General features: G+C 70.3%; 24 protein-coding genes and 2 pseudogenes. 14 read left to right on the top strand and 12 right to left on the bottom strand.

Features of this window, described 5'->3' with window-relative positions:
* Positions 1–250: 250 nt before the first annotated feature.
* Complete coding sequence (locus tag OG385_RS31425) at positions 251–961, top strand: DedA family protein (RefSeq protein WP_266859910.1); 711 nt, start codon at positions 251–253, stop codon at positions 959–961.
* 18 nt (positions 962–979) lie between these two features.
* Here the strand turns inward: OG385_RS31425 and OG385_RS31420 are convergent, their stop codons facing one another.
* Both OG385_RS31420 and OG385_RS31415 read right to left on the bottom strand, forming a co-directional pair.
* Positions 980–2281 (bottom strand): PP2C family protein-serine/threonine phosphatase, encoded by a 1302-nt coding sequence (locus OG385_RS31420; protein ID WP_266859908.1) that lies wholly within the window; start codon positions 2279–2281, stop codon positions 980–982.
* 124 nt (positions 2282–2405) lie between these two features.
* Positions 2406–3218 (bottom strand): hypothetical protein, encoded by an 813-nt coding sequence (locus OG385_RS31415; RefSeq protein WP_266859906.1) that lies wholly within the window; start codon positions 3216–3218, stop codon positions 2406–2408.
* 290 nt (positions 3219–3508) lie between these two features.
* Here OG385_RS31415 and OG385_RS31410 point away from each other — a divergent pair, with 290 nt between their 5' ends.
* A complete protein-coding gene (locus OG385_RS31410) occupies positions 3509–3715 on the top strand; it encodes a hypothetical protein (protein ID WP_266859904.1) in 207 nt (68 codons plus the stop codon).
* Between the two features lie 109 nt (positions 3716–3824).
* Here the strand turns inward: OG385_RS31410 and OG385_RS31405 are convergent, their stop codons facing one another.
* A complete protein-coding gene (locus OG385_RS31405; RefSeq protein WP_266859903.1) occupies positions 3825–4475 on the bottom strand; it encodes a DUF305 domain-containing protein in 651 nt (216 codons plus the stop codon).
* Between the two features lie 897 nt (positions 4476–5372).
* On the opposite strand from OG385_RS31405, the gene OG385_RS31400 reads away from it, so the two are divergent.
* The 4 genes from OG385_RS31400 to OG385_RS31385 all read left to right on the top strand — a co-directional run bounded on the left by OG385_RS31400 (position 5373) and on the right by OG385_RS31385 (position 9969).
* Entirely contained in the window at positions 5373–6383 is a 1011-nt protein-coding gene (locus tag OG385_RS31400) for a cation diffusion facilitator family transporter (protein ID WP_266859901.1), read from the top strand.
* Positions 6384–6539: 156 nt separating this feature from the next.
* Positions 6540–6806 carry a heavy-metal-associated domain-containing protein gene (locus OG385_RS31395; RefSeq protein WP_266859900.1) on the top strand — a complete coding sequence of 89 codons (267 nt, stop codon included), beginning with the start codon at positions 6540–6542 and terminating at the stop codon, positions 6804–6806.
* A gap of 111 nt (positions 6807–6917) precedes the next feature.
* Entirely contained in the window at positions 6918–9176 is a 2259-nt protein-coding gene (locus OG385_RS31390; protein ID WP_266859898.1) for a cation-translocating P-type ATPase, read from the top strand.
* A gap of 178 nt (positions 9177–9354) precedes the next feature.
* Positions 9355–9969: a cysteine hydrolase gene (locus OG385_RS31385; RefSeq protein ID WP_266859896.1), complete on the top strand. Its 615-nt coding sequence runs from the start codon at positions 9355–9357 to the stop codon at positions 9967–9969.
* Between the two features lie 19 nt (positions 9970–9988).
* Here OG385_RS31385 and OG385_RS31380 read toward each other — a convergent pair.
* A pseudogene (locus tag OG385_RS31380) lies at positions 9989–10174 on the bottom strand (MerR family transcriptional regulator); the annotation flags it as partial.
* A 109-nt stretch (positions 10175–10283) separates the two neighbouring features.
* Here OG385_RS31380 and OG385_RS31375 point away from each other — a divergent pair.
* Both OG385_RS31375 and OG385_RS31370 read left to right on the top strand, forming a co-directional pair.
* Entirely contained in the window at positions 10284–11501 is a 1218-nt protein-coding gene (locus tag OG385_RS31375) for a glycosyltransferase (protein WP_266859894.1), read from the top strand.
* Positions 11502–11987: 486 nt separating this feature from the next.
* Complete coding sequence (locus OG385_RS31370) at positions 11988–12911, top strand: CDP-diacylglycerol diphosphatase (RefSeq protein ID WP_266859892.1); 924 nt, start codon at positions 11988–11990, stop codon at positions 12909–12911.
* Positions 12912–12919: 8 nt separating this feature from the next.
* Here OG385_RS31370 and OG385_RS31365 read toward each other — a convergent pair.
* Together OG385_RS31365 and OG385_RS31360 are read right to left on the bottom strand one after the other, a co-directional pair.
* A pseudogene (locus OG385_RS31365) lies at positions 12920–13024 on the bottom strand (IS5/IS1182 family transposase); the annotation flags it as partial.
* Positions 13011–13781 carry a class I SAM-dependent methyltransferase gene (locus OG385_RS31360; RefSeq protein WP_266859890.1) on the bottom strand — a complete coding sequence of 257 codons (771 nt, stop codon included), beginning with the start codon at positions 13779–13781 and terminating at the stop codon, positions 13011–13013. The pseudogene OG385_RS31365 and the gene OG385_RS31360, both read right to left, overlap by 14 nt.
* 202 nt (positions 13782–13983) lie before the next feature.
* Here OG385_RS31360 and OG385_RS31355 point away from each other — a divergent pair, with 202 nt between their 5' ends.
* The 3 genes from OG385_RS31355 to OG385_RS31345 all read left to right on the top strand — a co-directional run bounded on the left by OG385_RS31355 (position 13984) and on the right by OG385_RS31345 (position 15679).
* Positions 13984–14562, top strand: a complete 579-nt coding sequence (locus tag OG385_RS31355) for a carboxymuconolactone decarboxylase family protein (protein WP_266859888.1) — start codon at positions 13984–13986, stop codon at positions 14560–14562.
* Entirely contained in the window at positions 14559–15419 is an 861-nt protein-coding gene (locus OG385_RS31350) for an RNA polymerase sigma-70 factor (RefSeq protein WP_266859885.1), read from the top strand. Before OG385_RS31355 ends, OG385_RS31350 begins: the two co-directional genes overlap by 4 nt.
* 137 nt (positions 15420–15556) lie before the next feature.
* Positions 15557–15679, top strand: coding sequence for a hypothetical protein (locus OG385_RS31345; RefSeq protein WP_266859884.1), 123 nt, complete (start codon positions 15557–15559; stop codon positions 15677–15679).
* Here OG385_RS31345 and OG385_RS31340 read toward each other — a convergent pair.
* The gene (locus OG385_RS31340; protein WP_266859883.1) at positions 15665–16270 is read right to left on the bottom strand and encodes a TetR/AcrR family transcriptional regulator; all 606 of its coding nucleotides are present in this window, start codon (positions 16268–16270) and stop codon (positions 15665–15667) included. The genes OG385_RS31345 and OG385_RS31340 overlap by 15 nt on opposite strands.
* Before the next feature lie 111 nt (positions 16271–16381).
* Here OG385_RS31340 and OG385_RS31335 point away from each other — a divergent pair, with 111 nt between their 5' ends.
* Positions 16382–17398 (top strand): NADP-dependent oxidoreductase, encoded by a 1017-nt coding sequence (locus OG385_RS31335; RefSeq protein WP_266859881.1) that lies wholly within the window; start codon positions 16382–16384, stop codon positions 17396–17398.
* A gap of 51 nt (positions 17399–17449) precedes the next feature.
* Here OG385_RS31335 and OG385_RS31330 read toward each other — a convergent pair whose 3' ends face one another.
* The 4 genes from OG385_RS31330 to OG385_RS31315 all read right to left on the bottom strand — a co-directional run bounded on the left by OG385_RS31330 (position 17450) and on the right by OG385_RS31315 (position 20914).
* The gene (locus OG385_RS31330) at positions 17450–18370 is read right to left on the bottom strand and encodes a M56 family metallopeptidase (RefSeq protein ID WP_266859880.1); all 921 of its coding nucleotides are present in this window, start codon (positions 18368–18370) and stop codon (positions 17450–17452) included.
* Between the two features lie 3 nt (positions 18371–18373).
* Positions 18374–18757, bottom strand: coding sequence for a BlaI/MecI/CopY family transcriptional regulator (locus tag OG385_RS31325; RefSeq protein ID WP_266859879.1), 384 nt, complete (start codon positions 18755–18757; stop codon positions 18374–18376).
* A gap of 286 nt (positions 18758–19043) precedes the next feature.
* Complete coding sequence (locus tag OG385_RS31320; protein WP_323183920.1) at positions 19044–19649, bottom strand: polysaccharide deacetylase family protein; 606 nt, start codon at positions 19647–19649, stop codon at positions 19044–19046.
* Entirely contained in the window at positions 19646–20914 is a 1269-nt protein-coding gene (locus tag OG385_RS31315; protein WP_266859877.1) for a glycosyltransferase, read from the bottom strand. The genes OG385_RS31320 and OG385_RS31315 overlap by 4 nt, the downstream gene beginning before the upstream one ends.
* A gap of 626 nt (positions 20915–21540) precedes the next feature.
* Between OG385_RS31315 and OG385_RS31310 the strand changes: the two genes are divergently transcribed.
* Both OG385_RS31310 and OG385_RS31305 read left to right on the top strand, forming a co-directional pair.
* Positions 21541–22206: a response regulator transcription factor gene (locus tag OG385_RS31310; RefSeq protein ID WP_266859875.1), complete on the top strand. Its 666-nt coding sequence runs from the start codon at positions 21541–21543 to the stop codon at positions 22204–22206.
* The gene (locus tag OG385_RS31305; RefSeq protein ID WP_266859873.1) at positions 22203–23573 is read left to right on the top strand and encodes a sensor histidine kinase KdpD; all 1371 of its coding nucleotides are present in this window, start codon (positions 22203–22205) and stop codon (positions 23571–23573) included. Before OG385_RS31310 ends, OG385_RS31305 begins: the two co-directional genes overlap by 4 nt.
* Here the strand turns inward: OG385_RS31305 and OG385_RS31300 are convergent.
* On the bottom strand, positions 23554–24369 hold the full coding sequence (locus OG385_RS31300; RefSeq protein ID WP_266859871.1) for a hypothetical protein: 816 nt from the start codon (positions 24367–24369) through the stop codon (positions 23554–23556). The two genes, OG385_RS31305 and OG385_RS31300, sit on opposite strands and share 20 nt — an antisense overlap.
* Positions 24370–24426: the final 57 nt, after the last annotated feature.

Below are 24426 nucleotides of genomic sequence, written 5' to 3'. Positions count from 1 at the left end.
GCCGCGCGTGAGGCCACCGGCCCCTCGCTCCTCCGGATCATACCGTGCGGCCCCTGGCCCGCTCCAGGCGCCGGCGGCCCGTGGTGGCGGCCCCCGTGGTGCGGAACACCGTGTCGGCTGCAAGCCTCGGACACCACGACCCTCGATCGTTCCAAGGCCGTGAGCACGCGTCGGACCGAGGCCGTGAGCATGGGTCGGATCCGGGACCATGAGCACCGCACCACGAGCGCGACGGCAGGGAGGAGACCCGGTGGGCACGATCACCGACTGGCTGTCCGGGCTGTCGGGCGCCGCTGTCTACGCCGTCGTCGCCGGTCTGGTTTTCTGCGAGGACGCGCTGTTCTTCGGCTTCGTCATCCCCGGCGAGAGCGCTGCCGTGATCGGAGGCGTACTCGCCGCACGGCACCAGGTGTCCATCTACTGGCTCGCCCTCATCGTGGTGGCAGCGGCCGTCGCCGGAGACTCCGTCGGATATGAGATCGGCCGCAGATTCGGGCCGCGGCTGCTGGCGGCGCGGTCGCTGCGCCGCCACCGGAACAGCATCGAGTCCGCCCGGGACCTGATCCGCCGCAGGGGGCCGGTGGCCGTCTTCCTGGGCCGGTTCGTGGCGTTCTTCCGGGCTGTCATGCCGGCGCTCGCCGGTGCATCGGGCATGCCCTACCGCACCTTCCTCCTCTTCAACGCGCTGGGCGGCCTCGTCTGGGGTGTCGGCTTCACCCTGATCGGTTACGCCGCGGGCAACGCGTACAGCAGCATCGAGCACTTCGTCGGCCGGGGCGCCGCCCTGGTGTTCGTGGCGCTGGTCGTCGTCGTGCTGGTGGTCAGGCACGTCCGGCGGCGCCGCAGGGACAGCGAGAACGGCGAGGACGCCGCCGGCGACGAGCACGTCGGCGGTGGCACGTCCGGGGAGCCGGAGGACGGCGGCGCCGACAGCGACGGCACCGCGCGCCACGACGACTGAGCACCCGGGGCCGGCGTCCTACGGCGCCGGGGGAACGCGCAGCGCCAGTACCGCGATGTCGTCGAAGTGGCCGTCCGTGAGCCGTACCAGCAGTTCGTCGCAGAAGGTCTGGAGCGGCTCGCCGGCCAGGCTCGCCGTGTGCTGCCGCAGCCTGGTGAATCCCCGGTCGATGTCCTCGCCGGGGCGTTCGATGAGCCCGTCCGTGTACAGCAGCAGGGTGGAGCCCGGTTCCAGTACGGCCAGCGCGTCCTCCCGCTCGATGGCGGGATCCACTCCGAGGACCGGGGCCAGCCCCTCCTCCAGCAGTCTGCTGCTGCCCGTGGGGCTGGTCAGCACGGGGGGCGGGTGCCCGGCGTTGGTCCAGTGCACGAACCACGGCCCGGTCGGGGGCGTGTAGACGCGTGCGATGGCGCCCGTGACCAGTTCGGTGTTGCTCAGCCCCTGCATGACATTGTCCAGACGGCGCATCACCCCTGCGGGCGAGTCTCCGCTGTCGTACGCGAGTGACCGCAGCATGTTGCGCAGCTGCCCCATTCCCACGGCGGCGGTGAGATCGTGTCCGACGACGTCACCGATGGCCAGCATGGTCGAGCCGTCGCAGAGCCTGAAGGCGTCGAACCAGTCACCACCGACCTCAGCCCCCTCCCGGGCCGGCACATACCGGGCCGCGAGTTCCAGGTGCTCGATTCCCGACAGATCGGGCAGAAGCGAGAGCTGCAACTGCTCAGCCGTACGCAGCTGGATCGCGTACAGCCGGGCGTTCTCGACGGCGAGCCCGGCCCGGTGCCCCAGGTCGGCCACGAGGGAGATCTCCTCCTCCCCGAACGGCTCGGCGGAGCCGGTACGGACGAGGCTGAGGGCGCCGAACACCTCCCGGCGCACCTGGAGCGGCATGATCAGCACCGTCCTGGCTTCGAGGGCACGGTAGAGCTCCAGCTGCGCGGACTGGAGGGAGCCGGCCGCCGCGTGCGCTCCGAAGTCCGTCACCGTCACCGGTCCGGCTCCGCGCAGCACCCGGGCCAGCGGTGCGGAGAACTCGTCGGACCAGGGCAGGCTCTCCGGCGCCGGTGGCAGCTCCCGTGCCGGGTCGCGGTGCACGGCGGCCAGCCGGCGCACCCCGCCGTCCTCGACCAGATCCACCACACACGCGTCGGCCACCTGAGGGACGATCAGCCGTGCCAGCCGGTTGAGCGCCTCGTCCGCGTCGAGAACACTCGACAGGGCGGTACTGGCATCAGCGAGCAGCCGCAGGCGGGCGGTCGCCCGCTCCAGATCCTGTCTGACCGCCGCGAGCCGGTCCTCCGCGTCGTCTGTGGCCACACCGCAAGTCTGCACGAGACGCACCGCACCACCACCTGGACGGCACCGGACCGCCTCCGGCTGCCCGTACCAGGTCGCCCACCGCGGTACGCGGACGGCGTCCGACACCCCCCGGCGCCCGCCGTCACCAGCTGATCGTCGGGTTGGAGTTCGCGTCCCACTGGTTGAGGATGCCGTCCCAGTCGTGCATCTGACCGGTGGTGAAATCGGCGAGCGGGGGCTGCGGGTCCCAGGGGTTCTGCTGGTGGACCGGCTGGTGCTGGGCGGGGTGGTACCACTGCTGGGACGGTGCGGCGGCAGCCGCCTCGGCACCGGAGCGGCGGTGGCGCCCGGAGCGGTCGGCGGGAGGCTGCGGGGCGTACGCGAGACGGCCCTGGGTCTCCAGAAAGCGCGCCCTGGCGACCAGGTGGGCCAGATCGAGACCGAGCTCGTTCGCCAGTACGGAGAGATCGACCCCGGTACTCCAGGCACCGACCAGCACGGCGTCCACGGCTGGCGACGCGACGGGCTCATGGAGCGGCTCCTCGGGAACGGGAGCGGCTCCGGGGACCTGCGCGGGGCGCGGCCCCGGGATGGTCGTGTGGAATGGCTGAGCGACGTCCGGTTCCGGCTGCAGCTGAACGCTGTCCGCGCAGTCCATCGGAGACGGCTCGGGGAGCTGCTCGGCCGTGTGCTCCGCCAGAAGCGCCTGTGCCACCGCCCGGGCGTCGTCCTTGCCCACAGTGCGCCGGGCGAGGCGCACTTCACGCTCGGGGAGCCCCAGCAGCCCCGCGACGGTCCCGTCGCTCCCCAGCGTCACCGCGAACGCGGCAAGCGTCCGCGTACGCACCGCGTGCCCTTCGTCCAGCGCGCCCTGCGCACGGCGCACCTCTTCGTCATTCGCGCAGAACGCCTGTGCCAGGACGGCATGACGCTCCCACAGCTCCCTGGGATCCATGCCCGCACCAACGCCGCATTGCCCGTTTTGAAGCGACTTCACAATGAATTGCACCGCAAAAGGTGAAATCACAGTTTATCGTTCTGTCGCGTTCGGAGTTACCCCGGCGGGCGGCGGTCGTTACCCCCGTCATGAACGCACGCGCGCCCGCTACCACCACGGCCAGAGGCTCAGGGGTCTTCATTCCGCCCCCCGCACAGGCCCAGCGGGTACCCCCGCCGCAGCTGATGGCGCCCCAAGTCCCTCCCCCGCCACCGGGCAGGCATTCGAGGGCGCACGCATTCGGGCGATTGGAGGCACGGACTCCGCTGTACTCCGAGCTGGCCGCCCAGTGGACGGCACGCGGCGCCACGGTGCCGGGTGTGCCCGACCCCGAGTGGCAGCGCCTGGTCTCCTACGAAGCCCTCCTCGTCGAAGTCGAGTCCGTCCTCAGGGACCTGCGCCCGCACCGGGCGGAGACACGGCTCCTGTCCGGCCGGGCGGCAGCCGGTACCTGACGGGAGCGCACAGCTGCCCGCCGGCGCTGTTCCGGGCCCTCCTCAAGGAGAGCCCGGAACAGGGTTACGAGGGACTGACTACGGCGTACCGATCACTCAGCGGCGCAGCTCAGAGCCGGTCGAGGATCTTGTGCATCTTGTCGACCTCAGCCTGCTGGTTCTTCACCACGGCAACGGCGAGCTTCTTGGCCGCGGGGTCACGGCCGTTCTTCTGCTCGTCCTCGGCCATGGTGATCGCGCCCTTGTGGTGCCCGATCATCATCTCGGTGAACCTCTTGTCGAAGTCCTTGCCCTTAGCGGCCTTGAGTCCGGTCATGTCCTTGCCGGACATCATGCCGGGCATGGACGCGCCGCTGCCGTGGCTCATGCCCGGCATGCTGTGGTCCATGGACGGGGAAGCGGGCTTGCCCCATGACGCCAGCCAGCCCTGCATCGTGCTGATCTCTGGGCCCTGAGCCTTCTCGATGTCCGCGGCCAGGGTCTTGATCTCCTGGTCGGAGGCCCGGCCGTCGGCCAGTTTCGCCATGGACACGGCCTGCTGGTGGTGCGGGATCATCATCTGCGCGAACGTCACGTCCGCTTGGTCGAAGTCCCCCGACGCGGAGGCGGAGGCGGAGTGGCTGCTTCCGTGGTGCGTTGCGGGCGCGGACGTGTACTTGTCGCCGGAGCCGCAGGCCGCGAGCCCGAGAGCGAGAACGGCGACGACACCGGTGGCCACGACGGCGCGACGGTGCACGGAGGGGTACGGGAGAACAGACATGTCAGGTCTTTCCGGATGGGCGCGCCCCATGGCGCGCGGGTGAGCGGGAACCATGGCCGGACGTCCTGGCCGTTTCGGCCGGGTCCGGCGCGGTCCTGTCACGCCCGCGCGACACACACCTGCAGCAGCAGACTTCGCCCGCTTCTCGGCGACCCTCTTCGCCCGGTCCGGCCCGGGGGCAGCGGCCGGCCACGCGACGGCCGGAAGGCCAGGAGCGCGAGGACGGCGAGACCACCGAGGCCGGCCGGCCCGAACAGGGTGCGATCACGTGCCGGGGTCGACACACAGACCGCCCCGTGCGCTCCCGGCACGGTCCCGGCCCGGAACGCGGGCCCGGGATGAGCGGTGACCGGGTGGCCGGCTGCGGACGCCGGCACGGAATCACCGTGGGCGTGGGGCATCGTCACGGCGTCCGCCCCGCGGGGCATCGAAGCGTTCATCCCGCCGGGCATCGCGGTGTCCGTACCGCCGGACATCGCAGCGTTCATGGAGAGGGAGGGGAGGGAGCCGTGACAACCGCCGACCGCGGAGGCCGGAGCGCCATGCATGAGGAACAGGCCGAACAGCACCGCGCACACCGCGGCCAGTCGGGCCGTGGCCCGTCCGCGTGCCGCTCCGCTGCTCACCCGCGTCCCCGTCCTGTGCTCTGTGCCCGTGCGTCTTCCGGCATTCCGGCTGCCGCCCGGCCCGACGATACCCCGGCCTGGTATCCCGTACCCGGCCGGGTCCCGCCACCGGGTGCCCGGCGAGCGATGCGGCGGCCGTCCTTCCGGGCCCCTCGGACCGCGTGCCGGCGCGGCCGGTAACGACACTGGTAACCGACATCGATGCAGCCTTTGCACCAATGGCCCGTACTGAGGTTCACTGCCCGTCTCCGACCGCACAGGGGGCAGCACCGTGAGCAGCCACGATCACGACCATCCGAGCTCGGGTGACCATGGGCACAGCCACGGCGTGGCCCAGGACGCGGACCGCCGCTGGCTGGGCGCGGCCCTCACCCTGATCCTCGCCTTCATGGCCGGGGAAGTCGTCGTCGGGCTGGCATCGCACTCACTGGCCCTGCTCTCCGACGCGGCCCACATGCTCACCGACGCCGCATCCATCGTCCTGGCGCTGGTCGCGATGCGGCTGGCCGCGCGTCCCGCCAGGGGCGGCTACACCTTCGGCCTCAAACGCGCCGAGATCCTCTCCGCCCAGGCCAACGGCATCACCCTGCTCGTACTCGCCGCGTGGCTGGCCTACGAAGCCGTGCGACGCCTGATCGACCCTCCCCCGGTCAGCGGCGGACCGGTCCTGGTCACCGCGCTCGTCGGGGTCGCCATCAACCTCCTGGCCGCCTGGTGCATCTCCAGGGCCAACCGCACCAGTCTCAATGTCGAGGGCGCCTACCAGCACATCCTCACCGACCTGTACGGCTTCATCGCCACCGCCGTCGCCGGTGCGGTCGTGCTGACCACCGGGTTCGCCAGGGCCGACGCGATCGCCACCCTGGTCGTGGTTGTGCTCATGCTCCGCGCCGGTATCGGCCTCGCCCGGGCCTCGGGCCGTATCTTCCTCGAAGCCGCACCCGCGGGCACCGACCCCGATGCGCTCGGCGACCAACTCGCGGCCCAGGAAGGCGTCGTGGAGGTCCACGATCTGCATGTCTGGCAGATCAGCTCCGAGCAGACCGCCCTGTCCGCGCATGTGCTGGTCATCCCCGCCGGCGACTGCCACGCCGTACGCCGGGACCTCGAACGCCTCCTCGCGGACCAGTGGGCGATCACCCACACCACCCTCCAGGTCGACCACGCCCACACGGCCGCAGCCGGGCAGGGCCTCACCATCGGCTCCGCCCCTCCACCCGCCGGCGCACACTGCGAGGACGCTCACGGCCCCACACACCACGCGGGTCCGCACGACCACTGATCCCCCGGAGGCAACGCCGGGGGCGCAACGCTCAGCAGGATGGGCCGACAAGCGAGGGAATACCCCCCTTGGGTATGGTGTTCCCACTGTCGGGAAGACAGGAAAAACCCTGTTCCGCCCGACTGCTCCACACACAGCGATCATAAGGACGATGCGATGACCTCCCAGGCAGACTCCCGCTCCGGCGCCGCAACCGACGTCATGGGCAGCCCCGTCACCACCACGTACCAGGTGTCGGGCATGACCTGCGGCCACTGCGAAGGAGCGGTGTCCGAGGAGATCTCGGCGATCGACGGTGTCACCTCGGTCAAGGCGGTCGCCTCCACCGGCCAGGTCACGGTCATCTCCTCCGCGGCACTGGATGACGGAGCCGTCCGCGCAGCGGTCGACGAGGCGGGCTACGAGCTCGCCGGCCGTCTCTGACGTTCCCTCCCGCCCGGGGCCGCTCCGCCCCGGGCCGCGGATCCCACGCCGGTACGCACCGCCCCGCTCATACGGAAGCCGTACGTACCGGCCTCCCCCAGGAGACACGCAATGACCAGTACGGCTTACGAGGAAGCGGTGGCCCCGGCCACCGAGGTCGAGCTCTCCATCGGCGGAATGACCTGTGCGTCGTGTGCGGCACGCGTCGAGAAGAAGCTCAACCGGCTGGACGGGGTCACCGCCACGGTCAACTTCGCAACGGAGAAGGCGAAGGTCTCGTACGGCGGGGCAACGGACGTCGCGGACCTCATCGCCACCGTCGAGAGAACCGGCTACACCGCCGTGCGGCCCGCGCCGCCGGCCACCGCGGACCGCGCGGAATCCGGGCCCCCGGCCGCCGACGGTGAACCGGTCTCGCTCAGGCAGCGGCTGCTCGTCTCCCTGACTCTCTCCGTACCCGTCGTCCTGATGGCGATGGTGCCGGTCCTGCAGTTCGACAACTGGCAGTGGCTCTCCCTCACCCTTGCCGCGCCCGTCGTGGTCTGGGGCGCGCTGCCGTTCCACCGGGCCGCCTGGACCAACGCCCGGCACGGCGCCGCCACCATGGACACCCTCGTGTCCATCGGCACTCTCGCCGCGCTCGGCTGGTCGCTGTGGGCCTTGTTCTTCGGCACAGCCGGGATGACGGGTATGCGGCACGGGTTCGAGTTCACCGTGTCGCGCGCGGACGGCTCGTCCTCCATCTATCTGGAGGCCGCTGCCGGGGTGACCACCTTCATTCTCGCGGGCCGCTATCTGGAGGCGAGGTCCAAGCGGAAGGCCGGCGCCGCGCTGCGCGCGCTGCTCGAACTGGGCGCCAAGGACGTGACCGTGCTCCGGGACGGCCGCGAGTCCCGTATCCCCGTCTCCGGGCTCGTGGTCGGCGACCGCTTCCTCGTACGCCCAGGGGAGAAGATCGCCGCCGACGGCACCGTGACCGAAGGTGCGTCCGCCGTCGACGCGTCGACACTGACCGGCGAGTCGGTACCGGTCGATGTGAAGGCGGGCGACGCCGTCACCGGGGCCACCGTGAACGTTTCGGGACGGCTGGTCGTCCGGACCACCCGGGTCGGTGCGGACACCCAGCTGGCCCGGATGGCGCGGCTGGTCGAGGAGGCACAGAACGGCAAGGCCGAGGTGCAGCGCCTCGCCGACCGGATCTCCGGCGTCTTCGTGCCCGTCGTCCTGGTCATCGCACTGGGCACGCTGCTGACCTGGCTGCTGGCGACCGGGGACGCGACAGCCGCGTTCACCGCAGCCGTCGCCGTGCTGATCATCGCCTGCCCGTGCGCCCTGGGCCTGGCCACACCGACCGCGCTGATGGTCGGTACGGGGCGCGGCGCACAGCTGGGCATCCTGATCAAGGGCCCCGAGGTACTGGAGTCCACCCGCCGGGTCGACACCGTCGTGCTCGACAAGACCGGCACCGTCACGACCGGCCGGATGGCCCTCCAGGACGTCTTCACCGCGCCGGGTGTGGCGGAGAAGGAACTGCTGCGGCTGGCCGGCGCCCTGGAGCACGCGTCCGAGCACCCGATCGCCCAGGCCGTCGCGGCGGGCGCCGAAGGAGTGGCCGGTCCTCTCCCCGTAGCCGAGACGTTCGAGAACGTCGCCGGTCTCGGCGTACAGGGCGTCGTCGAGGGGCACGCGGTGCTCGTCGGCCGGGAGGAACTGCTGGCCGAGTGGGCCATCGAACTGCCGCCCGAACTGGGGCACGCGAAGGCCGCGGCGGAGGCGGAGGGCCGTACAGCGGTCGTCGTGGCCTGGAACGGCGAGGCCCGGGGCGTCCTCACCGTCGCCGACGCCATCAAGGAGACCAGCGCCGAAGCGGTCGGCCTGCTGCGCGCGCTCGGCCTCACCCCCGTACTGCTGACCGGCGACAACAAGGCGGTGGCCGAGTCGGTGGGCCGGGCCGTGGGCATCGACGAGATCATCGCCGAGGTACTGCCGCAGGACAAGGTGGACGTCATCAAGCGCCTGCAGGGCGAGGGCCGTTCGGTCGCGATGGTCGGCGACGGTGTGAACGACGCGGCCGCCCTGGCCACGGCCGATCTGGGCCTGGCGATGGGCACCGGTACGGACGCAGCCATCGAGGCCGGGGACCTGACGCTGGTACGCGGCGACCTGCGCGTCGCGGCGGACGCGATCCGGCTCTCCCGCAGGACCCTCGGCACCATCAGGGGAAACCTGTTCTGGGCCTTCGGTTACAACGTGGCGGCGCTGCCGCTGGCCGCCGCCGGGCTGCTGAACCCGATGATCGCCGGGGCCGCGATGGCCTTCTCCTCCGTCTTCGTGGTCACCAACAGCCTCCGGCTGCGCTCCTTCAGGTAACCCCGGCCGCACGGCGGCATCTCCCGGGGCCGGGGCCGGGGCCGGAGCGTCGGCGCCCGGCGCGAAGGGACCGGCTCACCGTGTCGGACAGCTGATCCGGCTTCCCACTGTCCGGTTGCCCCCTCGTCAGGCAAGCTGTCCATGCCGCTGATATGTCCCAGCTCACCAAGGAGCCGTCATGTCCGAGACCTTCCACCTTGATCCGGCGAAGACCGCACTTGTCCTGATCGAGTACCAGAACGACTTCACCAGCGAGGGCGGGGCACTCAACGGCGCCGTGGCCGGAGTGATGGAGAAGACCGGAATGCTCGCGAACACCGTGGCCCTGGCCGGAGCCGCGCGCGCCGCGGGCGTCACCATCATGCACGCGCCCATCACCTTCGCCCCCGGCTACGGCGAACTGTCCCGGCACCCGTACGGCATCCTCAAGGGGGTCGTGGAGGGCTCGGCCTTCGTCAAGGGCACCTGGGGCGCGGCAATCGTGGACGACCTCGCCCCGGCCGAAGGTGACATCGTGATCGAGGGCAAGCGCGGCCTCGACACCTTCGCGAGCACGAACCTCGACTTCATCCTGCGGAACAAGGGAATCGACACGATCGTCCTCGGAGGCTTCCTCACCAACTGCTGCGTCGAGTCAACGATGCGCACCGGGTACGAGAACGGCTTCCGGGTCATCACGCTGCCCGACTGCGTTGCCGCCACTTCCCAGGAGGAGCACGAGAACGCGATCACCTACGACTACCCCATGTTCTCCATGCCCATGACGTCGGCCGAAGTCATCGCCGGCCTCTGACGGTACGCAGCGGGGGGCGGAGCGCGCGGAGGCGCTGGATCAGCCGGAGCCGGGACAGCGCGTCCGCGGTGTACCTGCGGTGGCCGCCTCGGCTGCGTCCGCTCTCGGGCAGCAGCCCGATGTCGGAGTAGTAGCGGATGGTCTTCACCGGCAGCCCGGTGCGCGCGGCCGGCTCGCCGATGCCCACCGTGTTCTCTCCATGTATGCCGTGCCTCACAGCTGGCTGAACCTCCACCACGCAGGAGCCGTTGGCGTCCACGGCGACCGCCGCCGTCCGGGCGCCCGGGGCAGCGCTTGCCGAGAAGGATCATCACATGCGGATACTGATCGTCACCGCCGGTTCGCGTGGGGACGTCGCACCGTTCACGGGCCTGGGGCAGCGTCTGCTGGACGCCGGGCATCAAGCCGCCGTAGCCGCGCACCTGCCCTTCGCAGGACTCGTAGCCGAGTGCGGCCTCGACCACCGACTTCTGCCGGGGGATCCGCAGGAGTTGATCCGCGCCCGCGCTCTGGCGACGTCACCGGAGGAGGCGCGGGCGGTGACCTCGGCGTTCTTGGACCGGCTGGCAGATGGGGTGGTGGCGGCCGTGGCGGAGGGCACCGACCTGGTGCTCACCGCGTTCGGCCCCGCATCACTCAGCCAGGCTGCCGGGGAGGCGTTTGCCATCCCCGTCGTCGGTACCTATCTCGCGCCGGCCGTTGCCACGAGGGAATTCCCGCTGCCCGGCGTGCCGGGCGCCGACGACTTGGGGCCGGACGTCAACCTCGCCACGGGCCGGGCGTTGCTGGCGCAGGCCGGAACGCTCCAGGAAGGGGTCCTGACGAGGCTGCGCACCCGGCTCGGGCTGCCCGTCGCCGAGGGGCCGTCGGGGGCAGGAAAGATCCGGCAGGTCCTCCACGGCTTCAGCCCACGGGTGGTACCGCGCCCGGCGGACTGGCCGTCCGAGGTCGACGTGACGGGTTACTGGTGGCCTGCCCGGCCGCGAGGTTGGCGGCCGCCGGCCGAACTGGTCGACTTCCTCCAAGCCGGTCCGCCCCCGGTGTTCATCGGGTTCGGCAGCATGGCACCGGGCCAGGGGGAACGCTTGGGCGAGCTGGTGGCGGCGGCAGTGGCTCGGGCGGGGGTGCGCGCGGTGGTGCAGGCGGGGTGGGCCGGCCTGAGCGCGGTCGGCGATGACGTCCTGGCGATCGGTGACCTCCCGCACGACTGGTTGTTCCCTCGCACGGCCGCCGTCGTCCACCACGCCGGGGCGGGCACCACAGCGGCCGGACTGCGCGCCGGGGTGCCCGCCGTGCCGGTACCTGCCATGGCCGACCAGCCGTTCTGGGCAGCCCGGCTGCACCGGCTCGGAGTCGCCCCGCGACCGCTGCCGTTCCACGAGCTCACCGCCGAAGCCCTCGCCGGGGCGATCACAGCCTGCATGGCCGATCCGGCCCACCGGCAACGAGCGGTCGAACTCGCGCGCCGTATCGCCACGGAGGACGGCACCGCCGCGGTGCTGGCCCGCATCGGCGTCGCGTCCGACGGATGAAACCGAGAACGCCCTCACAGGCATCCCCATCGCCCGCCGCGGAGTACTGCACGGCTCCGGCCCCGGAGTTCACCGATGGTCGTCGAGGGCTCGATCGCCAGGTTCCACGGCTTCCGCGTCTCCGCATCCGCCGAGAGCGACACGACGACATCCGCGAAGTCTCCTCGGCCGTACCACCTGCCTCATCACCCACCACCACGTCCAACGCCTTTGCCAGGGCCTCTCATAGGCGGATCAGCCTTCTTGCATTCCACCGGCATCGACCGTTTGGCAATGTCTCCAGCGACAATCCACCGAGAAAGAGAAGGCTGAACGGGATGGCCGCTGAATGGCGGAACGCCTGACTCTGACCGGGCCGGTCGATAGGCAACCCGCACCTCGCTCCCTACCCTGTGAGCGAATCGGCGAGGCCAGAATGGGGCAGGCCGCCTTTTCTGACTCGCGCCGGGAATTCCATGCAGTGGACATCACCATCGGAGAGCACGCATGAATGACGACAAGACTTCGAACGACCTGCCTCGGCGTCGGTTCGTGGCGTTCTCCGGCCTTATCGGTGCGGCGACGCTCCTGACCGGCGTGGAAGCGGCGGCCGGACGCACCGCTTCGGCAGCCTCCCCGATGCACGCGGACCCCGCCCCCGACACGTGCCCCACTCCACCTCCCGGCGGCACCCCGACCTGCCCCCCTGCTCAGCTCCAGCCCCTCTGCGGAAGCCCTTCCGACAACGATCCGCTGTGGCGGGACGTCCAGTACTGCACGCAGGGCAAACCCCTGCCCCCCGGGCAGTTCCCTCCCGACTGCCTGAAGGTGACCTCGGACTACGTCGTACTGCACGGCAGGCCGTCGAGCCAGCACAACTTTCTCCTGACCCCCAGTTGCAGGATCACCGGTATCGAATGCCCGTTCATCGAGACCTCTGGCGCGCCGAATTACTGGAACGACGCATGGGAGAACGCCCGGAGCGGAGGGAGCGTCCCCGTGCAGTATCCCAATATCGGCTTGGGGATCAACTCGCAGAGCGCCCGGTTCCTCGACCAGTTGCACATTCACATGGCCGGCGTCCGGGCGAGCACGCAACGGCGGCTGCAGCAACTGGAGATGACGGGACGCATGGCCACCAACCCCGCGCAATGGGCCGCCGTGAAGTACCAGGTACCGGTCACGGGCTCGGACGGGACGGGGGACCGTACGTACCGGGCCCTCAGGCTGCCCAGTCTCGGGATGAATCTCTTCGCGCAGTTGCAACAGTATGTGGTGAAGCCGAACGGGCTGAGCATGGCGAACCAGACACTGATCGTGGTGCCGAAGATGACGGCTACGGGATTCGCCGGGGCTTTCTACGTCCTCAACAGCGACTCTTCACTCCACGACGGCACGAATACATGTGACCACCTTCTCGTGTACAGCTGAGCCCTCTGCCGGTTCCCGCCGGTGAGCGTGACGGCGAGCGGGGTCCCTTGGCGGTCGACGATCAGGTGATGCTCGGAGCCGGGGCAGCGCGGTCGGCGCTCATCCGGCGCGGGCCACGAGCAGCGGCTGGAAGAAGCCTGTCTCCTGGGGCAGTCGCCACCCGACGTCGACAAACCCGGCCTCGGCTGCGAGGGCGGCCAGCCGGTCCCGGCCAAGCGCCCAGTAGGTGGTCCGGCGGACCTGGACTCGCCATTCTCCCCCTGCCGGGATGAGCTGGAAGTGTTCCAAGTCGTAGTGTTCGCCGTCGTCGTGCCAGTGCCAGAGCTGGAAGGTGACCGTTCGCTCGTCGTCGCCGCCGCCGGTGTTCCGGTGGACCTGTGGCGGCGTGGAAGCAGGGCGGTCGCGCAGCAGGTCGTCGTAGGGGCGCGTGCTCACCAGCAGGCGGCCGGCGGGACACAGTACGCGGCGCATCTCGGCGAGAGCGGCGTGCACATCCTGCTCCGTCAGCAGGTGAGGCAGTGAGTTGTCAGCGCAGACGACGGCGTCGAACCGGCCGTCGGGGAACGGGAGGCGTCGCATGTCGGCGGCGGCCGTGCGCAGACTCAGGTTCCGCCGGCCGGCCTCACGGGTAGCGCGGGCGGCGGCGCGGGGGCTGAGGTCGGTCCCGGTGACACGGTGCCCGCGCAGCGCCAGACCGATGGCCTGCGTGCCGATGCCGCAGGAGCAGTCGAGCACCGTAGCGCGATCCGGGCCGATCAGGACATCCAGAGCCTCCCCCTGCCGGCGGATGCTTGTGTCCCAGTCCGAGTAGATCAGGTGGTAATCGTCAGCGAGATCGTCGTAGAAGTGCGCCACAGGCATCTCAGACATGGCCCGAGGCTACTGATGTGCCGGAGACGATGATCACCACTGTGCTCGATGGACATGGGGCTCTGCGCCCAAGGAGAAGGAGGCGCGGACGTGGACGGGCCAGGGGGCATGCGGGGGCGACGGTGGTTGTCACACGCGGGGGCCGGGCGGTGTCTTCATGCCTAACAGCCCCACCAGGGGCGCATATCGAGGAGAGAACAGCATGACGCTGCGTCTGCCGAAGACCGAGCTCCCCGCCGACCTCAAGGAGAACATGATCAAGCAGTTGGGCGTCGTGCCCGAGAATGTCGAGGTGCTGTGGCACAGCCCCCGAGTGGCCCAGGACAACCTGGAGTTCGGAGCCAGGGTGGGGGTGTGGGATGCGGTCGACCCGGGCCTGAAATCGTTCGCGCACATGGCCGTCGCTTCGCAGGTCGGCTGCAGTTGGTGCCTGGACGTCGGCTATTTCCAGGCACAGAACGAGAAGCTGGACCTGGCCAGGGCGAGCCAGGTGCCGCGGTGGCGGGAGGCGGACGTGTTCACTGCGCTGGAGCGCGACGTCATGGGGTACGCCGAGGCGATGACCAACACTCCGCCGACGGTCACCGACGAGCAGTACGCCGCCCTTCTTGAGCGGCTCGGGCTGCCGGCCATGGTGGAGCTCACCGCGTTCATCGCCTACGTCAACCTGGCGACCAGGGCCAACGTGGCGAACGGGGTCACCTCGCAGGGCTTCTCCGACGCCTGCGCGATCCCGCTCGCCAATCGCCCGACGACGTCCCGCGTCGGGTCCACGGCATGACCGTGGACCCGTGCGTCGCCCACCGCAGCCTGCTGTTCACCGTCGCCTACGAGATGCTCGGCTCCGCGGCCGACGCGGAGGACGTACTGCAGGAGACCTGGCTGAGGTGGGCCGAAGTCGACCGGTCACAGGTCCAGGACCCGCGGGCGTACCTCGTCCGGGCCGTCACCCGGCAGGCGCTCAACCGCATACGCACACTCTCCCGCCGCCGCGAGGACTATGTGGGCGAGTGGCTGCCGGAGCCCCTGCTGACCCACCCCGACGTCGCCGACGACGTCGAACTCGCGGAAAGCGTCTCCATCGCGATGCTGACCGTCCTGGAAACGCTCGGCCCCACCGAGCGGGCCGTGTTCGTGCTCCGCGAAGTCTTCGACGTCCCGTACGAGGAGGTCGCCGGGGCCGTGGGCAAGACCCCCGCTGCGGTTCGGCAGATCGCCCGGCGGGCCCGGAGCCACATCGCCGCTCGGCAGTCACGCGTCAGCGTGAGCCGGTCGGAGCACAAGGCCGTGGTGGCCCGGTTCGTCGCCGCACTGCACACCGGGCGCATCCAGGACCTGATGGAGATCATGGCGCCGGACGTGGTCCTCATCGCGGACGGCGGCGGGCTGTCCGGCGCCGCACTGGCCCCCATCCACGGGGCCGACCTCGTGGCGACGATGCTCGCCGGCACCGACCGGACCGCCTCCGAGACCACGGCGGTGTGGCTCAACGGCGCCTCGGCGATCCGGATCGAATCCGACAGCGGGCGGGCCGCGGTCAGTCTCGTGGTCGAGAACGGGCGCATCACCCGGATCTACGCGACGTCCAACCCGGAGAAGCTGACGCGACTCGATGAACCGGCCGACCTCACCAGGTAGACGCGCGCGGGTGTTGCGGGCACGACGTACCCGGAACACCCGCGCCGGCTCCGTTGTCCTCCGGGACGCTGCCGATGTCCCGCACCCCACTTGTCACTTGGTTCGCCGTTCGTCAACGGCTCGCCATCGGTGCCGGAATGCCTGACCGGAGCCCGTGGCGGGCGGACTACGTCGAGCCGGTCCGCTTCCTGCTGTCGCCCGCCACGTCCTTCATCACCGGCCAGACCCTCGTCATCGACGGCGGCTCAATCCGGCACTGACACCTCCCGGACACCCGAAGAAGTGTGCCGGGCACGGCTGCTTCCTGCGCTCGTCAGAATCGCGCTCGCGACAACCTCGAAGAGGCGGTCGGCACGTGGTGCGAGCGAGGGCTGGTCGCCGAGCCAAGCGAGCATGGCGATCAGCGCGAACAAATCGGCGCCATCGATATCGCTCCGCGCCATGCCCGCGGCCTGGGCGCGGGTGAGGAGCCGCGCACCGGCTGCGCGCAGGGTGACGCACGAAGCGTGGAGTGCGGATTCGGCGTCCTCGATGGCGGCTGCCATCAGCACGGTCACGCCCCGGTACTCGGTTGTCCAGGCGACGCAGTCGCGCAGCCACGAGACGAGAGCGTCCTCGGGCGAGTTCGACGTCTCGAACTCGCCTGCCCTTGTTGTCAGTTCGTCGAAGCTCGTGCGGAGCAGGGCATCGAGCAGCGCCTCGCGCGTCGGGAAGTGCCGCAGCAGCGTCGCGAGCCCGACATCGGCCCTGCGCGCGATGTCGCGCAGTGATACGTCGACGCCTTGCTCGGTGATGGCGGTGCCCGCTACTTCGAGCAGGTGGTCGCGGTTCTTCCTGGCATCGGCCCGCATCTGTCCCTCTTGACTATCCGGATCAGTGGTCCATATATTCGGATCAGTGGTTCACTTACATGGACCGCTGATCCGAATAAGCCTACCCCGCAGCACAGACAGGAGAAGACGATGCCGACACGCACGATGAGGGCGATCCGGCTCCATGAGCACGGCGGCCCTGAGGTGCTGCGTTACGACGAGGTGCCGATTCCTGAGCCGGGGCCGGGCGAGGTGCTGGTTCGTGTGCACGCGGTCGGCGTCAATCCTCCGGACTGGTACCTGCGCGACGGGCTGACCAACCTGCCACCCGAGACGAGGCCGAAGTTCGACTTGCCGGTGATCCCGGGAACGGACCTGTCGGGCGTCGTCGAGGCTGTCGGCGCGGACGCGGACGGCCTCTCCGTCGGCGACGAGGTCTTCGGCCTTCTGCGCTTCCCCAGCTTCGACGGCCACACATACGCCGAGTACGTGACCGCGCCCGCGTCGGACCTCGCACGCAAGCCGGCCGGCATCGATCATGTGCATGCTGCCGGGGTGCCCATGGCCGGGCTGACGGCGTGGCAGTTCCTGATCGGGCTCGGACACGATCACCCCTCGCCCTTCCAGGCGGCGCAGCATCGCCCGATGGCGCTCGACGCCGGCACGACGGCGCTCATCAACGGCGCCGCGGGCGGCGTGGGGCACTTCGCCGTACAGCTGGCGAAATGGAAGGGTGCACATGTCATCGCGGTGGCGTCGGGCGCGCATGAATCGTTCCTGCGCGAGCTGGGCGCCGACCGGTTCATCGACTACACCAAGAGGCGGCCCGAGGAACTCGTGCACGGCGTCGATCTCGTTCTCGACACCGTCGGTGGTCGCGAGAGCAGCCGCTTCCTGCGCACGCTCAGGCGCGGTGGCGCTCTGTACCCGGTGTTCTTCGGCGAATACGACGACGGAGAGACCGCGAAGCTGGGCGTCACGGTCTCGGGCACCCAGGTCCGCTCGAACGGCGCGCAACTCGCCGACCTGGGACGCCTGCTCGACGCGGGCACGGTCCGCGTCGCGATCGACAGCACGTTCGCGCTCGCGGATGCCCGGGCAGCGCACGAACGCGCCGCCCGGGGACACATCCAGGGCAAGATCGTACTCACGGTCGCTCAGGAATGAGCCGTTCCCCTCCACGCGTCCGGCGCCGGGCCGGGTTGGGCAAGCGGCCGTTCAGCGGGCCTGCGTAGTGGTGTGGGAGGACGTAGCACTGTCGAACAGTTGGTCCATGTCGTGGGCGGCCAGGGCAAGGCTGGCGCAGCACACCATCATCAAGGCCGGGAACACCATGGCCAGACCTCGGCGGAAGGGTGTGGGCGCGGCGAGCAGGGCTCGTACGCGTTGGGGCACCGGTCCGCCGGTGGCCGCGAGTGCTGGTTGCGGGGTGCGCTTGGTGGCGAGCGCTGCCCGCGCGACAGCGCGGGCGACGAGGCCGCGGTCGGCTACGACGGTGCCCGCTTCTTCGTCGGCCCAGCGTTCCAGTGCGAACGCACCCGCTCGGGCGAGGGGGCGCAGGAGTGGGTTGACAGCCGCCGCGAGTTGGAGGACGAACAGGAACAGGTGGTGGCGGCGGTGGAGATGGGCGCGTTCGTGGGCCAGCAGGGCGCGCCTTTCATCGGGCGTGAGTGCTTGCAGCATGCCGGATGAGACCACGATCCGGCCCGGAGTTCCGGGCAGGGCGAAGGCCGTGGGCACAGGGTCGTCGAGCACGGCCAGGTCTCCGGCGGCGGGAAGGTCCCGGCAGTCGCGCCGGGTGTCGACAAGGACCCTCACCCGGCGCCAGGCCGTCACGGTCAGGGTGACCGCACAGATGAGTACACCCAGTGTGCAAGCGGCGGCGACGGGCCGGCTGATGGGGGTGTCGGTGGCGAGCAGGCGGGGAGACCAGCGCCCCTCCTCGGCCACCTCCGGGTCCTGGCCGACCAGGGTGAAACCCGCCATCGCCAGTACTGTCACCCACGCACCGGCGGCTGTCACGGCGGCGGAGGCGAGCGTCCAGGCTGCCGTACGTGGTGGCAGCCTCCGGGCGGCCCACGGTGCGGTCAGCGTGAGAATCAGGCTGACCAGCAGCGGTGTACACAGACTGATCCACACCGTCTAGTCCTCCGCTGGTCCGTGCAGCAGTTGCTCCAGCAGTTGCTCGTCCTCGGCCGGAAGCTCGGAGACGAACCGGGCGAGGACGGCAGCCCGGTCTCCACCACGATCCAGCAGGTCGCGCATTCCTGCCGCGGTGTGCCCGGCCTTGTCCTGGACCGGTGAGTACAGGTAGCTGCGGCCGGAGCGCTCACGGGTCACCAGGCGTTTGTCGTGCAGCCTGGTCAGGATCGTCAGGACGGTCGTGTAAGCGGGGTCACCGGCCACCTGTTCACGTACCGTGCTCGCACCCACCGGCCTTCCCGCTGCCCACAGGGCCGCCAGGACTTCGCTCTCCAGTTCGCCGGGCGCCCGTCGGCCTGCCCCCGCAGCGCCCTGCCCGCTCACGCTTCCCACCGTTGTTCACCACCCCTTGTCGTCGGCACCCCGCGACCCACCACCGGACCTGGTCGTCGGCCTCGGTCGTTGACTGACATGACGGAGTGCACGGAGGACTCAAGGTACTACACCCTGTAGAAAGGACCGTGCGGGTGCTCCCTGCTCCTCCGGGCTCGTACCGGTGTGATCGCGAAGCGGTCCGACCCTCAGACCGCCCTCTCGGCAGGTGTCGAGGATGCGGGGCAGCGCACCGAGGGTGTTGCGCCAGGATCCGGTGGCGGAGGTGCAGTCGGAGTCATGCAGCAGGACGGTGGCTCCGCCGCGCAGATCGCGGGCGACATTGTCGTAGACGGAATCCGGTGTCGCCCGGGCACGCCAGTCCTCGCCCCAGGCGCTCCACAGGACCGGCGTCAGGCCGAGACGGCGGCAGGCCAGGTATGTGCCGGTGGTCATGACGCCGTAGGGGGGGCCGGAACAGACGGGGCGGGGTGCCGGTGAGGCCGCCGATCGTGTCGCGGGCACGGGCCAGATCGTCGTACGTGGCCCGGGGGCCCCGCAACAGCAGCGGGCGGTGGGCCCAGCCGTGGACCGCGATCTCGTGCCCGGCGCCGTGCATGGCTTTCACCAGCCGGGGTGAGCGCACCGCCATGGAGCCGAGCAGGAAGAACGTCGCGCGCAACTCCCGGGTTTCCAGCAGACGCAGGAAATGCGGAGTGGAGAGGTGGTCGGGGCCGTCGTCGAAGGTGAGCGCGACGTGGTCGGATCGCCCTCGGCCGGAGAGGCGGGGCATGAGCCGGTTACGCAGCGGCCCGAAGGTGGAGATGACCGGCGCGGCGTGCAGGGCGGCGAGCGCGGGCAGCGTCACGGCTCCGGCGCGCAGGAGAGTTCGGGCCGTGGTCATCGTTCGTGTCCGTCCAGGAATCGGGTGAGTGCGCCCAGGTGCGCCGGGGAGTCGCCGTATGCCTCGGCCATCGGGGCGCCGACGCCGAGCAGCACGGTGGCCGCGACCGCAGCGGTCGCGACCGGGACTCCGAGGCGTACGCGTCGGCCGGGACGTCGGACCATGGAGCCGGCCACCCTGTCCCGAAGGGGAACTGCGCAGTTCGCCACGGCGGCCACGGCTTGCACCGGGCCGTCGCCGGGGCGGAACAACTGCAGTCCCCGGGCGCGCTGTTGGTGACCGAGGGGGCCGTTGAGCAGTTCGTCGAGTACCGGTTTGAGGGAGACTGGATCCTGGATCCAGGTGGCGAGACCGGCCTCCTGGAGTGCGGCGGCGTTGGTCTGTCCGTGACCGGGTATGCAGCGGTAGCTCGCGACCGGCAGGCCGCTGGCGAATGCCTCCAGCGAGGTGAGGCCGCCCGCGTTCTGCACCAGGACGTCAGCGGCGGACATGAGGTCCGGCATGTCATCCACCCAGCCGTACACATGCTCGACACCGGCCTTGCGGAGGCGTTCGGCCAGGGCCTCGTTCCTGCCGCACACCACGACGGGCACCGCGGAACCGCTCTCCTGGATCTCGGCGGCCACCTGCTCCACAGGACCCACCCCCCAGGAACCGGCGACCAGCAGCGCGAGTGGGGACCGTTCGGGGAGAGCGAAGCGGACGCGTGCCGCCTGCCGTTCCTCGACGGTGGCGGGGGTGAATCGGGCGGCAGCCACCGGGCCGGTCACCGTGACCCCCGCGGCACCCTGGGCGTGAGCCTGTCCGGCCGGTATCGCGTGTACGGCGAGGTGTACGTCGACACCGGACGCGACCCACAGGGAGTGGACGGAGAAGTCGGTGAGGTAGGTGATGGCGGGCACCCCGAGAAGCCCTCGCGAGCGCATCGCGCCGAGCACTTGACCGGCTCCGGGGTAGGTCGAGACGACCGCGCGAGTATCGGGGGTGATGGCCCGCAGGGTACGGCGCTCCGCGCTACGGAACAGGGAGCGGACCAGGAGCCCCGGGCGCCCGGTGCGTTCGGTGGCGGCGTAGATCCGCTGATATCCCGTGGGCGCCCAGGTGAGCAGCCGGTGGTATCCGCCGGACAGCAGTCTCCCCAGCCGAGCGGGCAGCAGATCGAGGAAGTCGTGCCGATCCACAAGAATCCCGCCGGCCTGGAGGCCTCGCGCCAGTTCGTCGGCGGCGCCGTCATGCCCCGCGCCCACACTCGCCGAAATGATCACGACCCGAGGGGCGGACGGCCTCTGCGGCCGGACGTCGGACGACGGCGGGAGAGCCCACGCCTTCGCAGGATTGCCACGGTGGGGCACAGCCGATCAGCCTCCATGCTGGAAAGGGCGCAAAAGGGAATTGCCTCGGTCGCATCGGCGAGCCGCGGTTTCAGGCGTGCGAGGACGGCGCCGCCCGGAACGGTCTGCTTGCTCGGGCCGGAGCCGGGGGCCGCCGCCGAAACTACTACATGATGTAGAACTATGGGAACGTACATCGCGACGAGCCCCGAACCCCCGGCGGCAGCCGCAACCACACGTGTGCCCATGTCGGCACAGGCGTCGACACGCGGCATGCACGCAGGAAACTACTACACGATGTAGAGGCGCGGTGGAGGAGGCGCCCCAGGGGGCCCGCCGGGCATTTCGCGGCAGGCGCCTCGGAATCCCCACCTCCAGCTATCGTCTACAGTCATGTAGACAATGGGTTCAGGTGTCAGGTGGAGTCACTCCGGTCCGGTCTGCTCCCCCTCGCACGATCCGGCGCCCGAACACGCCTCTCGCCCCGCACCGGTCCCCACCTCATCCGCCGGCCGACGGCCCAGCCGCTCCATCGAGAACCGCAGAAAGGAGACCGAGCCGTGCAGCAGCAGAGGATCCTGGTCGTCGAGGACGATCACGCCTTGCGGGACGTCCTGCGGCGCGGCCTGCGCGACGAGGGCTTCGAGACGGTCTCCGCACCCGACGGCGCGAGCGCCCTGCGGCTGGCGACAGCCGACATCGACGGGGTGGTGCTGGACGTGGGACTGCCCGATGCCGACGGACGGGATGTGTGCCAGGCACTGCGGGCGAACGGTTTCCTCTCCCCCGTCGTCTTCCTGACCGCCCATCACCGGCTCACCGACCGGCTGACCGGATTCTCGGCGGGCGGCGACGACTACCTGCCGAAACCGTTCCATCTCGCCGAGCTCGCCGCCAGGTTGCGGGCCGCACTCAAGCGGACCGGACCACCCTCCCCCACCGCAACGGGCGACCTGGTCCTGGACGCCGTCCGGCACTCGATGACGGTCCGGGGCACCTCAGCCGGGCTGACCCCGACGGAGTTCCGACTGCTGGCCGCACTCATGGCAGCGGCGGGGGCGATCGTCCGCAGGCGCGAGCTGATCAGGGCGGGCTGGCCGGAGGGCGCCCAGGTCAGTGACAACACTCTGGACCAGTACCTCACCCGGCTGCGCCGCAAGCTCCGCGACGCGGGCAGCGAGCTGACGATCAGCACCGCGCGCGGTGTCGGTCACCGCCTCTCATGACAGCCCGTCCGACCTGCTGGTGGCCACGCACCCTGCGCGGCCGGCTCTCCCTGGTCGCGGTGGCCACCGCCCTGTTGCTGATGGCGATCCTCACTGTCGTCTTCAATACGATCGTCCAGCAGCGCCTCCAGCACCAGGCCGACGACCATCTGCGCACCCGGGCCACCGCTGTCGCCACGACGGTCGACACGGTTGGCGGCTCCGTAAGAGTGCTGGAATCGCCGAACGACACACTGCTGGACGACAACGTGTGGATCTACGCGGGCGGGCTCCTGCTCGAACATCCGCCGAACAGCTCCGATGTGCAGCCCCTCACCCGCGCCGCCGACACCCTCGCCGGACACGGCGGGCAGGGCTGCACCACCCTGCACACCGGCAGAACGGTCCGGCTGTGCGCCGTGGCCGTCCCGACGACCGACGGCGCCGCGCCTCGCGCAGTCGTGGTCACCGCACTGGACCTCGCGCCCTACCTCAGCTCCGCCGGCACCATGCTCTTCGCGTCCATCGCACTGGACATCACCATGCTGGCCTGCACCTACGCCCTCACCCGACTGGCAGTGGGGCGGGCACTGCGCCCGGTGCACACCATGACGGACCAGGCCACCCGATGGAGCGCCGCCGACTCCGACGAACGCTTCCGCGGCAGGGCGGGGCCGACCGAACTCACCCAACTGGGCAGCTCGTTGGACGCGCTTCTGGACCGCATACGGGCGGTGCTGCGACACGAGCAGCAGCTCACCAAGGAGCTGTCGCACGAGCTGCGCAATCCACTGGCCAGGATCGTCGCCGAACTCGACTGGTTGCAGGCCCGTCCCCGTTCGGCGCAGGACACCCGCACCTGTCACCTGGCCGTCGCCGACGCCGCGCAGTCCATGCAGGCGATCTGCGAGACCCTGCTGGACGACGCGCGCGCGGGCGCTCGCAGCACACCCGGCACCGCCCTCGTCCTGCCGGTGCTGAACCGGCTGGCCGAGGGCCCGAACGGCCCCCGCACTCCGGGGCTCACCGTCGTGGGCGGAGACCCGGAAGTATCTGCCGGGGTCTCCCCCGCGTTGCTCGAACGGATCGTCGGCCCGCTCCTCGACAACGGTCTGCGTCATGCCGAATCGGGCGTCAGCCTGCACGCTTCCCGCCTGCCGGACGGCGTACGGATCGAGGTCACCGATGACGGGCCCGGCGTGCCGGAGCCGTTCGTGCCGTACCTGTTCCACCCCGGGCGGCGCGCGGCCCCCGACGACGAGCACACCGGAGCGGGCCTCGGCCTGTCGCTCGCGCGACGCCTGGCCCGCTCCGCGGGTGGTGATGTGTATTACGACGAACTGCACACCACCGGTGCACGGTTCGTGGTCAGTCTGCCGACCGGATGAGCTCCCTGGGCTCCGTCGCATCCCGTCGCGCGACGGTCAGATACACGACCAGTCCCAGGATCACCGCCAGGAACAACACACTGGTCACCACGGTTCCCAGGCCGAGCCCGCCGTCGCCGGTCGGCTGCGAGAGGTAGTCACCCATGGATGCTCCCAGCGGGCGCGTGAGCACATAGGCGATCCAGAAACTCCATACGGCGTTCAGGCCCATCGCGAAGTGCGCCACCCCGATCGCGGCGATGGCCAGCGCGAACAGCACCGCGGACACCCAGTAGCCCAGGGCCAGTTGCTCGGCGACGAGGTCACCGGCGGCCGTGCCCAGCGCGAAGGTGAACAGCACAGCAAGCCAGTAGTAGACCTCCCGGCTCACCGTGTCGATGTTGTGGATGGAGAGCGTCCGCTCGGCCCTGAACCAGGCGACGAACACCACCGCGAGCACCACGGCGAACACAGCGGTGGTGTCCTGCAGCGGCACTCCCACGTTGTCGGTCAGATTGTCGCTGATCAGGGTTCCGACCACACTGATCAGCACCACAGCCAGCCAGTAGATCCCCGGCCGGTAGGCGGTGCAGCGAAACTGCACGACCAGGGCCACCACCAGCAACACACTCATCACGAGCGAGGTACCGGTCAGCCCCAGCCCCAGCTGGGAATTGAGATAGTCGGCCCCGGTCTCGCCGACCGTCGTGCAGAGCACTTTGATCACCCAGAAGTAGACGGTGACCTCGGGAACCTTGTTCCAGCGCAGACCGTGACCACGAGCTGCGCCGGGCCTGCTGTACGTATCGGATGTCATGACGCCAGACCGTGCCATCAGGAACCTGAACACATCCTGAGCGCTGCGCCCTGGCCC

The organism is Streptomyces sp. NBC_01306, assembly GCF_026340465.1.
Classification (GTDB): Bacteria; Actinomycetota; Actinomycetes; order Streptomycetales; family Streptomycetaceae; genus Streptomyces.
This window is presented reverse-complemented; position numbering and strand designations above follow the sequence as displayed.

Excerpts from the sequence above, each read along its gene's own strand:
- OG385_RS31415 (WP_266859906.1), bottom strand. The coding sequence starts at position 3,218 with ATGGATCCCAGGGAGCTGTGGGAGCGTCATGCCGTCCTGGCACAGGCG.
- OG385_RS31405 (WP_266859903.1), bottom strand. The coding sequence starts at position 4,475 with ATGTCTGTTCTCCCGTACCCCTCCGTGCACCGTCGCGCCGTCGTGGCC.
- OG385_RS31395 (WP_266859900.1), top strand. The coding sequence starts at position 6,540 with ATGACCTCCCAGGCAGACTCCCGCTCCGGCGCCGCAACCGACGTCATG.
- OG385_RS31390 (WP_266859898.1), top strand. The coding sequence starts at position 6,918 with ATGACCAGTACGGCTTACGAGGAAGCGGTGGCCCCGGCCACCGAGGTC.
- OG385_RS31385 (WP_266859896.1), top strand. The coding sequence starts at position 9,355 with ATGTCCGAGACCTTCCACCTTGATCCGGCGAAGACCGCACTTGTCCTG.
- OG385_RS31375 (WP_266859894.1), top strand. The coding sequence starts at position 10,284 with ATGCGGATACTGATCGTCACCGCCGGTTCGCGTGGGGACGTCGCACCG.
- OG385_RS31370 (WP_266859892.1), top strand. The coding sequence starts at position 11,988 with ATGAATGACGACAAGACTTCGAACGACCTGCCTCGGCGTCGGTTCGTG.
- OG385_RS31360 (WP_266859890.1), bottom strand. The coding sequence starts at position 13,781 with ATGTCTGAGATGCCTGTGGCGCACTTCTACGACGATCTCGCTGACGAT.
- OG385_RS31355 (WP_266859888.1), top strand. The coding sequence starts at position 13,984 with ATGACGCTGCGTCTGCCGAAGACCGAGCTCCCCGCCGACCTCAAGGAG.
- OG385_RS31350 (WP_266859885.1), top strand. The coding sequence starts at position 14,559 with ATGACCGTGGACCCGTGCGTCGCCCACCGCAGCCTGCTGTTCACCGTC.
- OG385_RS31345 (WP_266859884.1), top strand. The coding sequence starts at position 15,557 with ATGCCTGACCGGAGCCCGTGGCGGGCGGACTACGTCGAGCCGGTCCGC.
- OG385_RS31340 (WP_266859883.1), bottom strand. The coding sequence starts at position 16,270 with ATGCGGGCCGATGCCAGGAAGAACCGCGACCACCTGCTCGAAGTAGCG.
- OG385_RS31335 (WP_266859881.1), top strand. The coding sequence starts at position 16,382 with ATGCCGACACGCACGATGAGGGCGATCCGGCTCCATGAGCACGGCGGC.
- OG385_RS31320 (WP_323183920.1), bottom strand. The coding sequence starts at position 19,649 with ATGACCACGGCCCGAACTCTCCTGCGCGCCGGAGCCGTGACGCTGCCC.
- OG385_RS31305 (WP_266859873.1), top strand. The coding sequence starts at position 22,203 with ATGACAGCCCGTCCGACCTGCTGGTGGCCACGCACCCTGCGCGGCCGG.
- OG385_RS31300 (WP_266859871.1), bottom strand. The coding sequence starts at position 24,369 with ATGACATCCGATACGTACAGCAGGCCCGGCGCAGCTCGTGGTCACGGT.